At 68.1% G+C, this 15,096-nt stretch carries 13 protein-coding genes; 5 read left to right on the top strand and 8 right to left on the bottom strand.

Annotated elements, in window-relative coordinates:
• Window positions 1–16: 16 nt before the first annotated feature.
• Both murU and AP428_RS11160 read right to left on the bottom strand, forming a co-directional pair.
• Window positions 17–739 carry an N-acetylmuramate alpha-1-phosphate uridylyltransferase MurU gene (murU, locus tag AP428_RS11165; protein ID WP_011546175.1) on the bottom strand — a complete coding sequence of 241 codons (723 nt, stop codon included), beginning with the start codon at window positions 737–739 and terminating at the stop codon, window positions 17–19.
• 22 nt (window positions 740–761) lie between these two features.
• Complete coding sequence (locus AP428_RS11160) at window positions 762–1,811, bottom strand: aminoglycoside phosphotransferase family protein (protein ID WP_011546174.1); 1,050 nt, start codon at window positions 1,809–1,811, stop codon at window positions 762–764.
• Window positions 1,812–2,032: 221 nt separating this feature from the next.
• Here AP428_RS11160 and AP428_RS11155 point away from each other — a divergent pair, with 221 nt between their 5' ends.
• The 4 genes from AP428_RS11155 to rsmA are packed head-to-tail and all read left to right on the top strand — an operon-like array spanning window position 2,033 to window position 7,678.
• Window positions 2,033–4,393 (top strand): LPS-assembly protein LptD, encoded by a 2,361-nt coding sequence (locus AP428_RS11155; RefSeq protein WP_011546173.1) that lies wholly within the window; start codon window positions 2,033–2,035, stop codon window positions 4,391–4,393.
• Between the two features lie 51 nt (window positions 4,394–4,444).
• Window positions 4,445–5,803 (top strand): peptidylprolyl isomerase, encoded by a 1,359-nt coding sequence (locus AP428_RS11150; RefSeq protein WP_011546172.1) that lies wholly within the window; start codon window positions 4,445–4,447, stop codon window positions 5,801–5,803.
• A gap of 10 nt (window positions 5,804–5,813) precedes the next feature.
• Window positions 5,814–6,803, top strand: a complete 990-nt coding sequence (gene pdxA / locus AP428_RS11145) for a 4-hydroxythreonine-4-phosphate dehydrogenase PdxA (RefSeq protein WP_011546171.1) — start codon at window positions 5,814–5,816, stop codon at window positions 6,801–6,803.
• Between the two features lie 47 nt (window positions 6,804–6,850).
• On the top strand, window positions 6,851–7,678 hold the full coding sequence (gene rsmA / locus AP428_RS11140) for a 16S rRNA (adenine(1518)-N(6)/adenine(1519)-N(6))-dimethyltransferase RsmA (protein ID WP_011546170.1): 828 nt from the start codon (window positions 6,851–6,853) through the stop codon (window positions 7,676–7,678).
• 94 nt (window positions 7,679–7,772) lie between these two features.
• Here the strand turns inward: rsmA and AP428_RS11135 are convergent, their stop codons facing one another.
• Entirely contained in the window at window positions 7,773–8,708 is a 936-nt protein-coding gene (locus AP428_RS11135) for a DMT family transporter (RefSeq protein WP_011546169.1), read from the bottom strand.
• 348 nt (window positions 8,709–9,056) lie between these two features.
• On the opposite strand from AP428_RS11135, the gene gloA reads away from it, so the two are divergent.
• Window positions 9,057–9,440 (top strand): lactoylglutathione lyase, encoded by a 384-nt coding sequence (gene gloA / locus AP428_RS11130; RefSeq protein WP_006477863.1) that lies wholly within the window; start codon window positions 9,057–9,059, stop codon window positions 9,438–9,440.
• 100 nt (window positions 9,441–9,540) lie between these two features.
• Here the strand turns inward: gloA and AP428_RS11125 are convergent, their stop codons facing one another.
• From AP428_RS11125 to glyQ, 5 genes are read right to left on the bottom strand one after another with little or no spacing between them, the layout of a single operon-like run.
• Complete coding sequence (locus AP428_RS11125; RefSeq protein WP_011546168.1) at window positions 9,541–10,428, bottom strand: M48 family metallopeptidase; 888 nt, start codon at window positions 10,426–10,428, stop codon at window positions 9,541–9,543.
• Between the two features lie 45 nt (window positions 10,429–10,473).
• Window positions 10,474–11,238 carry a 1-acyl-sn-glycerol-3-phosphate acyltransferase gene (locus tag AP428_RS11120; protein ID WP_011546167.1) on the bottom strand — a complete coding sequence of 255 codons (765 nt, stop codon included), beginning with the start codon at window positions 11,236–11,238 and terminating at the stop codon, window positions 10,474–10,476.
• Window positions 11,239–11,281: 43 nt separating this feature from the next.
• A complete protein-coding gene (gene gmhB, locus AP428_RS11115) occupies window positions 11,282–11,845 on the bottom strand; it encodes a D-glycero-beta-D-manno-heptose 1,7-bisphosphate 7-phosphatase (RefSeq protein ID WP_011546166.1) in 564 nt (187 codons plus the stop codon).
• A 10-nt stretch (window positions 11,846–11,855) separates the two neighbouring features.
• A complete protein-coding gene (gene glyS / locus AP428_RS11110; RefSeq protein ID WP_011694393.1) occupies window positions 11,856–13,955 on the bottom strand; it encodes a glycine--tRNA ligase subunit beta in 2,100 nt (699 codons plus the stop codon).
• 22 nt (window positions 13,956–13,977) lie between these two features.
• On the bottom strand, window positions 13,978–14,982 hold the full coding sequence (gene glyQ / locus AP428_RS11105; protein ID WP_006477868.1) for a glycine--tRNA ligase subunit alpha: 1,005 nt from the start codon (window positions 14,980–14,982) through the stop codon (window positions 13,978–13,980).
• Window positions 14,983–15,096: the final 114 nt, after the last annotated feature.

Below are 15,096 nucleotides of genomic sequence, written 5' to 3'. Positions count from 1 at the left end.
GTCAGTCGCGAAACGATCAGCTTGCCGCGGCGCGCAGTCGCGCGTCGAGTTCGCCGAGCTGCGCGGGCGTGCCGACGTTCTCCCAGATGCCTTCGTACAGTTCGCCGCTCGCGTGGCCGGCTTCGATCGCCGCGCGATAGTACGGCGTCAGCGCGCGCCGCGTGCCGGGCGCGAGATCGCGGAACATCCGCGTGTCGTACAGGCCGATGTTGCCGAACGTGAAGCGCGCGGCACCGTCGAGCGCCAGACGACCGTCGTCGCCGAGCGCGAAGTCGCCGGCCGGGTGGAACGGCGGGTTCGGCACCATCACCAGGTGCATCGCCGGCGTGTCGAGCGCGGCCATCCGGGCGGCGCGCGGCGCGAGCGTCCGGTAGTCGAACGCGCAGTACACGTCGCCGCTGACGGCCGCGAACACGGCCGGCTGTCCATCACGCTCGATGAGCGGCAGCGCCTGCGCGATGCCGCCCGCGGTCTCCAGCGCGTCGCCTTCGGCCGAATACGCGAGCCGCACGCCCCAGCGCGAACCGTCGCCGAGCGCCGCCTCGATCTGCTCGCCGAGCCACGCGTGGTTGATCACGATCGTCTCGATGCCCGCCCGCGCGAGCGCCTCGATCTGCCAGACGATCAGCGGCTTGCCGCCGGCTTCGAGCAGCGGTTTCGGGCGGGTGTCGGTCAGCGGACGCATCCGCTCGCCGCGTCCGGCGGCGAAGATCATCGCCGTGGTCAGGGTAGTGCTCATGTTCGACTGGACGTGAGGACGGTCAGAACGTATAGCCGACGTCGGCCGGTGCGTTGCCCTCGAGCTCGTCGAGCAGCTTCGCGAACGGCACGAGCGGGCGATAGCGCAGCGCGACCTTGCGCGCATAGGTCAGGAAGCGCGGCAGGTCGTTCAGGTAGTGCGGCTTGCCGTCGCGGTAGTTGATGCGCGCGAACAGGCCGAGAATCTTGATATGGCGCTGCAGCCCCATCCATTCGAGCTGGCGGTAGAACTCGCCGAAATCCGGATCGACCGGCAGGCCGGCCTTTTTCGCCTTTTCCCAGTAATACGCGAAGCAGTCGAGCTCGAACTCCTCGTCCCAGCTGATGAAGGCGTCGCGCAGCAGCGACACGACGTCGTACGTCAGCGGTCCGTATACGGCGTCCTGGAAGTCGAGCACGCCGGGGTTCGGCTCGCAGACCATCAGGTTGCGCGGCATGAAGTCGCGCAGCATGAAACCCTGCGGCTGCGCGTGCGCGCTCGCGACCAGCAGCGCGAAGGTGCGGTCGAGCGTGCCGCGCATCGCGTCGGTGACCGGCTTGCCGAGGTGGCGGCCGACGAACCATTCGGGCAGCAGCTCCATTTCGCGGCGCAGGAACGCTTCGTCGAACGGCGGCAGCACGTCGGGCTTCGACGTGAGCTGGAAGCGGATCAGCGCATCGAGCGCGGCGCGCATCAGCGGGCGTGCGGCGGTCGGGTCCGCCGGATCGAGCACCGAGATGTACGACGTGCGGCCGAGGTCGGTCACGAGCATGAAGCCCGCGTCGAAATCGTGGGCCAGCACGTCCGGCACGTGGTCGCCGGCCGCGGCGAGCAACTGCGCGACCTGGACGAACTCGCGGCACTTCTCGGGCGGCGGCGCATCGACCGCGATCAGCGTGCCGCCGGGGCTCGCGGCCGACGCGACGCGGAAATAGCGGCGGAAACTGGCGTCCGACGAGGCGGGCGCGAGGGTCGACAGGTCGAGGGCGTAGCGCTCGGCGAGCGGGTGCAGCCACGCGGTGAGCGCGTCGAGGCGGGCGTCGGGCTGGGATGCGGCGGATGGGGGCGTCATGAAACTCGGCGGAGGGGGGAACGTCTTGCCATATAATACCCCACGACTTTTTTGACGCGCCCCGCGTCAGCTTCCGCCGTGCAGGCCCGCCGCCTGTCGCGCCGTCCGCCCGATCGCCTCCCCGGTTTGCGAAGAGCCGCAGTCGCGGCTCGACGGCGCGGCCGCCGCGCGCGAGGTGCCGTGCAGGCGCGGTTGACAAGGGGCGATTCGCCAAACGATAGATGCCGCCCAAACCGCTATTCCCGAATGTTTTCCCCGGTGACGGGGCGCCGCGCAAACGGCGGCTCGCGCTCGCGCTCCTGGCCGTGCCCGGCCTCGTGCCGGCCGTGTCGTATGCGCAGCTGTCGGGCGCGGCTGCGCAGCCGCAGCCGCTCGACTCGCCGTGGGATCTGCGTCTCGCGCCCCAGCTCGAGGATCATCCGCTGAAGGACGGCGCGAAGCCGGCCGCCTTCGTGATCGCCGACCATACGAGCGGCACCGCCGAGCAGGATCTCGCCGCGAAGGGCTCGGCCGAGCTGCGGCGCGGCGACGCCGTCGTGAAGGCCGACGCGATCCACTACGATCAGGATACCGACATGGCCGATGCGTACGGCCAGGTCAAGGTGATCAATGGCGGCACGTCGTTCGCCGGCCCCGAGGCGCACCTGAAGATCGAGGCGAACCAGGGCTTCATGACCGCGCCGAAGTATCACTTCAACGTGACGGGCGGCTCGGGCAGCGCGGAGCGTGTCGACATGGTCGACAACGAGCGCTCGGTGTTCGTCAACGGCACGTACACGGCGTGCCAGTGCTCGACGAACCCCGCTTGGTACATCAAGGGCAGCCGCTTCGATTTCGATACGGGCGCCGACGAAGGCACCGCGCGCAACGGCGTGCTGTTCTTCCAGGGCGTGCCGATCTTCGCGAGCCCGTGGATGACGTTCCCGCTGTCGGGCGAGCGGCGCAGCGGCCTGCTGCCGCCGACGTTCTCGATGAACTCGAGCAACGGCTTCGAGCTGTCGCTGCCGTACTACTTCAACATCGCGCCGAACCGCGACCTGACGCTCACGCCGCGCATCATCTCGCGGCGCGGCGTGATGACCGAAGCGACGTTCCGCTATCTGTCGCCGTCGTATTCGGGCACGTTTACGGCCAATTACCTGCCGGATGACCGGCTCGCGCACCGCAACCGCTACGCGATCTACTGGCAGCACCAGCAGAACTTCGGCGGCGGCTTCGGCGGCTACGTCTATTACAACAAGGTCTCGGACAACACGTATCCCGAAGACCTCGGCTCGGCGAACCAGTTCATCAACGGGACGCAGACGCTGTACCAGCAGGAAGCGGGCCTCACGTACAACAACGGCCCGTGGTCGGTGCTCGCGCGCTACCAGCACTGGCAGACGCTGCCGCCGTCGATCGCGCCGTACAGCCGCGAGCCGCAGTTGAACGTGAAGTACACGAAGTACAACGTCGGCGGGTTCGACTTCGGCGCGGAAGCCGACTATTCGCGGTTCCGCATCACGACCGCCGATGCGACCGAAGGCGACCGGATCGTCTTCAACCCGTACATCTCGTACGGCGTGTACGGCCCCGGCTACTTCGTCGTGCCGAAGGTCCAGTACCACTTCGCGTCGTACGACCTGAACTACCTGTCGTCGACCACGCCGAACAGCCCGAAGCGCTTCACCGAGTCGATCCCGACCGTGACCTTCGACACGGGCCTGATCTTCGATCGCTCGGTGCGCCTGTTCGGCCAGGACTTCATCCAGACCCTCGAGCCGCGCCTGTACTACGTGTACACGCCGTATCGCGACCAGTCGAACGCGCCGCTGTTCGACACCGCGGAATCGGACTTCGGCCTCGCGGAAATCTACCAGCCGAACACGTTCGTCGGGAACGACCGGATCGCCGATGCGAACCGGATCACGGCCGGCCTGACGTCGCGCTTCATCGATCCGCGCACCGGCGACGAGCGCGCGCGCTTCGTGATCGCGCAGCAGTACTACTTCGCCGATCAGCGCGTCACGCTGAACCCCGGGCAGGCCGCCGTGCTGGCGCGCCACTCCGACCTGATCGTCGGCGCCGCGCTGAAGCTCGGCTCGGGCTTCATGTCCGAGACGGCATTCCAGTACAACCAGAACAACAACCAGCTCGTGAAGTCGAGCGTCGGTTTCGGCTACAGCCCGGGCGAGCGCCGCGTGATCAACGTCGGCTACCGCTATACGCGTGCGAACACCACCCTCGACAACCAGCCGATCAACCAGTTCCTGGTGTCCGCGCAATGGCCGCTCACGCGCCGCCTGTATGCGATCGGCCGTTTCAACTACGACCTCGCCGGAGATCGCGTGGTCGACGGTCTGGTCGGCTTACAATACGACGCGGATTGCTGGGCGCTCGGGGTCGGGGTGCAGCGGGCCGCGAACGGCATCAATTCGTCGGGACAGCAGAACTCGTCGACGCGATTCATGATGCAGCTGACGCTCAAGGGCCTGTCGACCGTCGACAACGGCCTCGTGTCCGCATTCCGCGCCGGGGTGCCGGGCTACACGCCGTTGCCGCCGCCGCCGCCGCCGATGTCCCGCTTCAGCAACTACGAGTAACGCCGGCATGTCTGCACCGGTCAGCACGATTTCAATGGAGTTCCAGTGGCAATGAAGAAAACCCTTCGTTTCGCGGCAGTCGTGTCCAGCCTCGCCGCGTCCGCCGCGCTGCTCGTCGCCGCGCCGGCCGCGGCGCAGGCGCTCGGTTCGCAAGGTGCGCAGCTCGCCGACGAAGTCGTCGCGGTCGTCAACAACGACGTGATCACGGGCCGCGAACTCGACCAGCGCGTCGGCCTGATCGCGCGCCGGCTGCAGCAGCAGAACGCGCCGGTGCCGCCGGCCGACCAGCTGCGCGCGCAGGTGCTGAACCAGATGGTGCTCGAGCGTATCCAGGTGCAGAAGGCCAAGGACGACGGAATCCGTATCGACGACGCGACCGTGCAGGCCACGCTGCAGCGTCTCGCGCAGGCGAACGGGATGACGCTCGACCAGTACCGCGGGCGCCTCGAGGCGCAAGGCGTGCCCTGGAGCATCTTCACGAACGACGCGCGCACCGAGCTGATGCTGTCGAAGCTGCGCGAGCGCGAGGTCGACGGCAAGATCACGGTGTCGGACGCCGAGGTCGCGAACTACATCGCGAGCCAGCGCGGGCCGAACGCGTCGCAGCAGCAGGACCTGCGCTTCCAGCACATCTTCATCAAGGCGCCCACCAACGCGCCGCAGGCCGACATCGAGGCCGCGCAGAAGAAGGCCGACGCGCTGCTGCAGCAGGCGAAGTCGGGCGCCGATTTCGAGCGCCTCGCGAAGAACAACTCCGAAGCGAACGACGCGAAGAAGGGCGGCGATCTCGGCTTCAAGTCGCCGAGCGCGCTGCCGGCCGACGTCGTCGACGCCGCGTCGAAGCTGCGCCCGGGCCAGGTCAACCCGACGCTGATCCGCGTGCCGGACGGCTTCGAGATCGTGCGCCTCGTCGATCGCCGCCAGAGCCAGGGCGCGAGCGCCGCGGCGCCGAAGATCGTCCAGACGCACGTGCGCCATATCCTGCTGCGCGTCGGCGAAGGCAAGTCCGAAGGCCAGGCGCGCCAGCAACTGGTCGACATCCGCAACCAGGTCGAGGCCGGCGGCGATTTCGCGAAGTTCGCGCGCACCTATTCGCAGGACGGTTCCGCGTCGCAGGGCGGCGATCTCGGCTGGATCAGCCCGGGCGAGACCGTGCCGGAATTCGAGCGCGCGATGAACAACCTGCAGGACGGCCAGATCAGTCAGCCGATTCGTACCGAATACGGCTACCACCTGATCCAGGTGCTGAACCGCCGCGAGGCGGAAGGGTCGGTGCAGCAGCAGATGGACATCGCCCGTCAGGCGATCGGCCAGCGCAAGGCCGAGCAGGCGTATGCCGACTGGCTGCGCGAGCTGCGCGACTCGTCGTACGTGCAGTACAAGATCGGCGGCGTCGGCCCGGCGAACTGAGCGAGCATCAATGACCACGCCCGCGCTGCAGATCGCGATCACGACCGGCGAACCCGCGGGAGTCGGCCCGGAGCTGACCGTGCAGGCGCTGCGTGACGCCGCGCAGCGCTGGCCCGATGCGCATTTCACCGTGCTCGGCGATGCGGCGCTGCTCGACGCGCGGGCCGCGGCGGTCGGCGCCGACCCGGCCACGCTGGCCGGCAGCGCGCAGGTGTCGGTCGCGCATCACGCGCTGGCCGTGCCCGCGCAGGCGGGCAAGCTGGACGCGGCGAACGGCCGGTACGTGCTCGGCCTGCTCGACGCGGCGATCGACGGCGCGCTGGCGGGCCGGTACGACGCGATCGTCACCGCACCGCTGCAGAAAAGCACGATCAACGATGCGGGCGTGCCGTTCACCGGCCATACCGAATACCTGGCCGAGCGCACGCATACGCCGCGCGTCGTGATGATGCTGGCCGGCACCGGCCACCGGCCGCTGCGTGTCGCCCTCGCGACCACGCACCTGCCGCTGAAGGACGTATCGGCCGCGCTGACGATCGACGGGCTCGTCGAGACGCTCGCGATCATCGATCGTGACCTGCGGCGCGACTTCGGTCTCGCCGCACCGCGCATCCTCGTGACGGGCCTGAACCCGCACGCGGGCGAGAACGGTTATCTCGGCCGCGAGGAGATCGACGTGATCTCGCCGGCACTGGCCCGCGCGAACGCGCAACACATCGACGCGCGCGGCCCGTATCCGGCCGACACGCTGTTCCAGCCGCGCCATCTGGCCGATGCCGATTGCGTACTCGCGATGTTCCATGACCAGGGTCTGCCCGTGCTGAAGTACGCGACGTTCGGCGAGGGCATCAACGTGACGCTCGGGCTGCCGATCATCCGCACGTCGGTCGATCACGGCACCGCACTCGATCTGGCCGGCACGGGCCGCGCGGATCCGGGCAGCATGATCGCCGCGCTCGATACGGCCGTCACGATGGCGCGCCATCGCCGCGCAGCCTGACGCTGCCGGTTTACCCCATTCGTCGTATTTTTCGTTTCATTCAGTCGATGTCGAACAGCAGACAGCACCAAGGCCATTTCGCGCGCAAGCGCTTCGGGCAGAACTTCCTCGTCGATCACGGCGTGATCGACTCGATCGTCGCGACGATCGGCCCCGCGCGCGGCCAGCGGATGGTCGAGATCGGCCCGGGGCTCGGCGCGCTGACCGGGCCGCTGATCGAGCGTCTCGCGACGCCCGAGTCGCCGCTGCACGCGGTCGAACTCGACCGCGACCTGATCGGGCGCCTGCAGCAACGCTTCGGCGCGCTGCTGGAGCTGCACGCGGGCGACGCGCTCGCGTTCGACTTCCGGTCGCTCGCGGCGCCCGGCGACAAGCCGTCGCTGCGGATCGTCGGCAATCTGCCGTACAACATTTCCAGCCCGCTGCTGTTTCACCTGATGACGTTCGCCGATGCGGTCATCGACCAGCATTTCATGCTGCAGAACGAAGTCGTCGAGCGGATGGTCGCGGAGCCGGGCACGAAGGCGTTTTCGCGGCTGTCCGTGATGCTGCAGTACCGCTACGTGATGGAAAAGATGCTCGACGTGCCGCCGGAATCGTTCCAGCCGCCGCCGAAGGTCGATTCGGCGATCGTCCGGATGATTCCGTACGAGCCGCACGAACTGCCGGACGTCGATCCGGTACTGCTCGGCGAAATCGTCACGGCCGCGTTCTCGCAGCGTCGCAAGATGCTGCGCAATACGCTCGGCGACTACCGCGAGACGATCGATTTCGATGCGCTCGGCTTCGATCTCGCGCGCCGGGCGGAGGACGTGAGCGTGGCCGAATACGTCGGCGTCGCGCAGGCGCTGGCGGCGCTGCGCAAGGCCGGATGACGGACGCGCGTGGCGCGAGCCCACCCCCGGCCGTATCGAAGAGGGCTGCCCGACCGGCAGCCTTTTTTATTGCCCGCGCGTGTTGCGCCGGCCGTCACGCCCGCCGGCGCGGCGGCGCGTTGACGAGCGCGATGCCGGTCAGCACGAGCGCGGCCGCCGACATGAAGCGCCAGCCGACCGATTCGCCGAGCAGCAGCACGCCGAACGCGACGCCGAACAGCGGCGACAGGAACGTGAAGACGGACAGCCGGGACGCGCTGTAGCGCGTCAGCAGCCAGAACCACGACAGGTAGCTGACGAACGCGACGATCACCGACTGGTACGCGAGGCTCGCGAGCGCGACCGGCGTGACCTGCGCGAACGACATCTGGCCGCACAGCGCGGCGAGCGCGACCAGAACGAGCGCCGATACCGCGAGCTGGTAGAACAGCGTCTTGCTCGCGCTGGCCCGCGCGAGCGCCGTCGAGCGCACGACGACCGTCGTCGCGGCCCACATCGCGCCGCCGAGGATGCCGAGCGCGTCGCCGGCGAGCCCGGCCAGCACGGACGCGCCGGGCATGCGCGGCTTCAGGAAGCCGTCCGCGAACGCGAGCGCGATGCCGGCGAATGCAAGGCCGACGCCGGCCCATTGCGCGCGCTGCAGCCGCTCGCCCGGTGCGAACAGGTGCAGGCCGAGCGCGGTGAAGCACGGCGCCGTGTACAGGAAGATCGCCATGTGCGACGCGCTCGTCAGCGTCAGCCCGAAGAACACGCAGATGAATTCGCCGGCGAACAGCGCACCGGCCGCGAGCCCCGCACCGAACGTGCCGTCCGCCTGAAACAGCGGCGTGCCGCGCGAGCGCGCCCAGCCCCATAGCAGCAGCGCGGCGATCGCCGAGCGCAGCCCGGCCTGGAACATCGGCGCGATCGCGGCGTTCGTGCTTTTGATCGCGACCTGCTGGAAGCCCCAGATCGCGCACAGCAGCAACATCAGGCCGACGGCACGTGTATCGAGGGTGCGGCGCACGGGGGCGGCGGCAAGCGCGGTCATCGGCGCGCCTCGTGGGGCGGGCATGGCGGCAACGAGGTTAGGCGGGCGGCGCGTCCGGCGCGCTCGAATCGGCGGTTTCGCACGGCAGTGTGGCGGCAACGAAAGAGGGTGGTCGCGGTCGGGCGGCGGCTCGCATGCCCGCTTTTGGTGCGAAGTGGAAGGATGTTACCCGATCGGCGCGGTGACCGGGCGAGCTGGATCGTGCCGTTTCCGCCGCTGCACTCTTGCTCGCGCCGGTGCAGCCGACACGCTGCATCGGCTGCGCCCCCGGGCTAGGCGCCCCCGGCGAGATTCACCCGACTCCGGTAGAATTTCCGGTTCTGGAAAGTCCCCACAGGAGTACAACACATGCGTTTGCTGCATACGATGCTGCGAGTCGGCGATCTCGACCGCTCGATCAAGTTCTACACCGAATTGCTCGGCATGAAGCTGCTGCGTCGCGAGGATTATCCGGAAGGCAAGTTCACGCTCGCGTTCGTCGGCTACGAAGACGAGAGCACGGGCACCGTGATCGAGCTGACCCACAACTGGGAGACGCCGTCCTACGATCTCGGCAACGGTTTCGGCCATCTGGCGGTGGCGGTCGACGATGCGTACGCGGCCTGCGAGAAGATCAAGGCGCAAGGCGGCAAGGTCACGCGCGAGGCGGGCCCGATGAAGCACGGCACGACCGTGATCGCGTTCGTCGAGGATCCGGACGGCTACAAGATCGAGTTCATCCAGAAGAAGTAAGCGCCGGACGAACCGGGCCGCGGCATGCGCCGCGGCAGCGAAAAAGGGCGATGCGGGATAATCCGCATCGCCCTTTTCGTTGGCGCCGAAGCCGTGCGCGTCAAAGCGACGGCAGCAGCTCGGGCGGGTGATGCTTGAGCGTGTGCCGTGCTTCGCGGAACTCGGGGAAGATCGATTCGACGGTCTGCCAGAAGGCCGGGCTGTGGTTCATCTCGCGCAGGTGCGACAGCTCGTGCGCGACGACGTAGTCGATGATCGACATCGGGAAATGAATCAGCCGCCAGTTCAGGCGGATCTTGCCGTCGCTCGAGCAACTGCCCCAGCGCGTCGCGGCCGACGACAGCGCATACATCGAATACGTGACGCCGAGCTTTTCCGCGTAGACCACGAGGCGTTCGCCGAAGATGCGTTTCGCTTCGCCCTGCAGCCAGCCTTGCACGCGATCCTTGATCTGCTGCATGTCGGCCTGCACGGGCAGCGGCAGCGACAGCCGCAGCGCATCGGCGTCGAACGCGACGGCGCCCGCGCCGAGCGCGATCGTCACCGTCTTGCCGAGATACGGCAGCTGCGCGCCGTCGCGCCAGTCGATTTGCGGCAGCGCGCGCTGCTCGGTGCGCGTCTTCCACTCCGCGAGCTTCGCGAAGATCCAGCGTTGTTTCTCGGCGATCGCCGCTTCGATATCGGCGAGCGTGACCCAGCGCGGCGCGGTGATCGACAACCCGCTGCCGTCGATCGTGAAGCCGATCGTGCGGCGCGCGGAGCGCCTCAGCCGGTATTCGAGCACGCGACTGTCGAGCGCGAACGTGCGCACGCGCGAGCGATCGGGCGCCCGGCCCGGATCGAGCGGCGCGGCGGGGGCGGCTTCGGGCGGTGCCGGCGGGGCGGCAGGCGCCGACGGCGCAGCGGCCGGCCCGTCGAAGAGTGGCAGATCCATCTGGCGATGATCGAGGGCCACGACGGCAGGCCGTGGCCGCGGACGCTGTTTCATCAGTTCGCTTCTTTTTGTCGTACGCAACGGCTGCAATCCGGGGCGTCAGGCGCGCGCGGCATCGCGGGTGCCGGCGTTGCCCGCCTGACGATACGCCTCGGGATCGATGCGGCGCATTTCCGCTTCGATCCACGCTTCGACCTGCGAGTTCAATGCGTCGGGCGTCAGCCCTTCGCTCGCGATCGGCTTGCCGATCGACACCGTGACGACGCCCGGGAATTTCGTGAACGAGTTGCGCGGCCACACACGACCTGCATTGTGCGCGATCGGCACGACCGGCGTGCCGGTTTCGATCGCGAAGCGCGCGCCGCCCGTCTTGTATTTGCCCTGCTTGCCGACCGGCGTGCGCGTGCCTTCGGGGAACATGATCATCCATGCGCCTTCCGACAGGCGCTTCTTGCCCTGGCGGATCACCGACGCGAACGCGTTCTTGCCTTCCTTGCGATTGATGTTGACCATGTGCAGCAGCCCGAGCGCCCAGCCGAAGAACGGCACGTACAGCAGCTCGCGCTTGAACACATAGCACAGCGGCTTGGGCATCAGCGCCGGAAACGCGAGCGTCTCCCACGCGGACTGGTGCTTCGACAGCAGCACGGCCGGGCCGTCGGGCAGGTTCTCGAACCCTTCGATCCGGTAGCGGATGCCGTTCAGCCAGCGCACGACCCACAGCGTCGACTTGCACCAGCCGGCCGCCATCCAGTAGCGCGCGTCGGGGCGCATGAACGGGAACGCGATGAAACACGCGGTGGCGTACGGCACCGTGTACAGGATGAAGTAGATCAGCAGCAGCAGGGAGCGGACGAAGCGCATCGGCGTGAGTCTGGCGTTGGGGAGGATGCGCGCGGCAGCCGCATCACTCGTGTTCGTGTGAAAGAAAATCGAGCGCAAACGCGCGCAGATCGTCGTGGACCTTCGTGCCGTCCGGCAGATTGCCTGCGGCGAGCGTCTTCTTGCCCTTGCCGGTCAGCACGAGGTGCGGCTGGAAGCCGACCGCGACGCCGGCTTGCAGGTCGCGCAGCGAATCGCCGACGACCGGCGTGTGAGCGGGATCGATCTCGAAGCGCTCGGCGATCATCTGCATCATGCCCGGTTTCGGCTTGCGGCAGTCGCAGTGATCCTCGGCCGTGTGCGGGCAGAAGAACACCGCGTCGATGCGTGCGCCGACCGCGGCCGCCGCGCGATGCATTTTCAGGTGCATCTCGTTGAGCGCGGCCATGTCGAACAGCCCGCGACCGATGCCGGACTGGTTGGTCGCCACGACCACGCGGTAGCCCGCGTGGTTGAGCCGGGCGATCGCCTCGAAGCTGCCGGGCAGCGCGATCCATTCGTCGGGCGTCTTGATGAACGCATCCGAATCGACGTTGATCACGCCGTCCCGGTCGAGGACGACGAGCTTTCGGTTGGGGCTGGTCGGCATCGTGCGGCCCTTATGCGGCGAGCTTCGAGATGTCGGCGACGCAGTTCATCTGCTGGTGCAGCGCGGACAGCAGCGCGAGACGGTTCGCGCGCAGGGCCGGATCTTCCGCGTTGACCATCACGTCGTTGAAGAACGTGTCGACCGGCACGCGCAGCGCGGCGAGCGCCGACAGCGCGCCCGTGTACGCACGCGCCTCGAGCTGCGACTGCACGTGCGGCGTGACGGCCGCGAGCTGTTCGTGCAGCGCCTTCTCGGCGGCCTCGACGAGCAGCGTCGGCTGCACCGCGCCGTTCGCGCCGCCTTCCGACTTCTTCAGGATGTTCGAGATCCGCTTGTTCGCGGCCGCGAGTGCTTCGGCTTCCGCGAGGCGCGTGAATTCGCGTACCGCGTCGAGGCGCGCGACGAGATCGTCGATGCGCGTCGGGTTCAGGCTCAGCACCGCGTCGATTTCACCGGCCGAATAGCCGCGCTCGCGCAGCAGGCCGCGCAGGCGATCCATGAAGAACGCGAAGATGGCGTCCGTCGACTCGGCGACGCCCGGCACGCCGGCAAAGCGTGCGTGGGCCGTGTGCAACAGCGACACGAGATCGAGCGGCAACTGCTTTTCGAGCAGCAGGCGCAGCACGCCGAGCGCGTGACGGCGCAGCGCGAACGGGTCCTTCTCGCCGGTCGGCGCGAGGCCGATGCCCCAGATGCCGACGATCGTTTCGAGCTTGTCCGCGAGCGCGACGGCGGTCGACACCGGCGTGGTCGGCAGTGCGTCGCCGGAGAAGCGCGGCTGGTAGTGCTCGGCGCATGCGAGCGCGACGTCGTCGGCTTCGCCGTCGTGGCGCGCGTAGTACGTGCCCATCGTGCCCTGCAGTTCCGGGAATTCGCCGACCATGTCGGTCAGCAGATCGGCCTTCGCGAGGCGCGCGGCGCGCTTCGCGTGCGCGGTGTCGGCGCCGATCGCCGGGGCGATCTCGCCGGCCAGCGCCTCGAGGCGCTCGACGCGGGCGAGCGCCGAACCCAGCTTGTTGTGATAGACGACGTTCGCGAGCTGCGGCACGCGGTCGGCGAGCGGCTTCTTCTTGTCCTGCTCGAAGAAGAACTTTGCATCGGCGAGGCGCGGGCGCACGACGCGCTCGTTGCCTTCGATGATCTCGCCCGGCGTTTTCGTCTCGATGTTCGACACGATCAGGAAGCGCGAGCGCAGCTTGCCGGCGACGTCGGTCAGCGCGAAATACTTCTGGTTCGTCTGCATCGTGAGGATCAGGCATTCCTGCGGCACCTGCAGGAATTCGTCCTCGAAGCGGCACGGGTAGACGACCGGCCATTCGACCAGCGACGTGACTTCGTCGAGCAGCGACTCGGGCATCACGACCGTGTCGCCGTTCGCATGTTCGTTCAGCTGCGTGCGGATCGTTTCGCGGCGATCGGCGAAGTGCGCGATCACGCGGCCCTTGTCGCGCAGCGTGTCGGCATACGCGCGGGCATGCTGGATCGCGACCAGGCCGTCGGACAGGAAGCGGTGGCCGAGCGTCGTGTCGCCGGCATCGACGCCGAACGCGGTGACGGGCACGACGCGGTCGTCGTGCAGCACCGTCAGGCGATGCACCGGGCGCACGAACTTCACGTCCGAGCCGTCCGGGCGCTGGTACGTCATGAATTTCGGGATCGGCAGCTTCGCGAGCGCTTCGTCGAGCGCGGCCTGCAGGCCGTCGGCGAGCGTGGCGCCGGCCGCCGAGTAGTTGATGAAGAACGCTTCGGCCTTGCCGTCCTGCGCGCGTTCGAGATCGGCGATCGACGCATTCGGGTGGCCGAGCGCCGCGAGCTTCTTCGCGAGCGGGGCCGTCGGCTTGCCTTCGGCGTCGAGCGCGACCGACACGGGCAGGACCTTTTCGCGGACCTGTTTGTCAGGCGCGACGGCGCGCACGTTCTGCACGACGACCGCGAGGCGGCGCGGCGTGGCGTAGCGCTCGAACACGAGTTCGCCTTCGATGAGGTCGCGCGCCGCGAGGCGTTGCGCGATGCCTTCGGCGAATGCGTCGCCGAGGCGCGCGAGGGCCTTCGGCGGCAGCTCTTCGGTCAGCAGTTCGACGAGCAGGGGGGCGGGATGATTGTGCGTCATGGTTGGATTGAATCTCGTCTCGTCAGTCCTGATCGATCTTGCGTTCGACCTTGAGCGGCGGCGCCCATGCCGGCTGCGCGGCGTCCTGGGCGTCGGTGGTGAGGCCCGGCACGCCCGGCGGGTTGCCGAGCATCGGGAAGCCGAGCTTCTCGCGCGAGTCGTAGTAAGCCTGCGCGACGAGACGCGACAGTGCGCGGATGCGGCCGATGTACGCCGCCCGCTCGGTGACCGAGATCGCGCCGCGCGCGTCGAGCAGGTTGAACGTGTGGCCGGCCTTCAGCACGAGCTCGTACGCGGGCAGCGCGAGCTGCGCGTCGATCATCTTCTTCGCTTCCGCTTCGTAGCTGTTGAAGAACGTGAACAGCAGGTCGACGTTCGCGTGCTCGAAGTTGTAGGTCGACTGCTCGACCTCGTTCTGGTGGTACACGTCGCCATACGACAGGCGGCGCAGCTCGGGGCCGTTCGGGCCTTGCTCTTCCCACTCGGTCCACACGAGGTCGTACACGTTCTCGACCTTCTGCAGGTACATCGCGAGGCGCTCGAGGCCGTACGTGATCTCGCCGAGCACCGGCTTGCATTCGAGGCCGCCGACTTCCTGGAAATACGTGAACTGCGTGACTTCCATCCCGTTCAGCCACACTTCCCAGCCGAGGCCCCACGCGCCGAGCGTCGGGTTTTCCCAGTCGTCCTCGACGAAGCGCACGTCGTTCTGCTTCAAATCGAAGCCGAGCGCCTCGAGCGAGCCGAGGTACAGGTCGAGGATGTTTTCCGGCGCCGGCTTGAGCACGACCTGGTACTGGTAGTAGTGCTGCAGGCGGTTCGGGTTTTCGCCGTAGCGGCCGTCCTTCGGGCGGCGCGACGGCTGCACGTACGCGGCGCGCCACGGCTCGGGGCCGACCGCGCGCAGGAACGTGTGGACGTGCGACGTGCCCGCGCCGACTTCCATGTCGATGGGCTGGAGCAGGGCGCAACCCTGCTTGTCCCAGTAGGACTGCAGCGTCAGGATGATTTGCTGAAACGTAAGCATGAAGAGCCTTCGTGGCGCTGGCGCTCCGTTGCGGACGGCGCTCCGGGCGGGCCCGGAGGGTCGGCTCGCGCGGCGGCGCGGCTTGTTAGTGTGCTGAAACGCGTAATTTTACCG

The organism is Burkholderia sp. E168m22, assembly GCF_001319805.1.
Taxonomy (GTDB): domain Bacteria; phylum Pseudomonadota; class Gammaproteobacteria; order Burkholderiales; family Burkholderiaceae; genus Burkholderia; species Burkholderia orbicola.
Note: the sequence above shows the minus strand (reverse complement) of the source record. Positions and strands in the feature narration are given on the sequence as shown.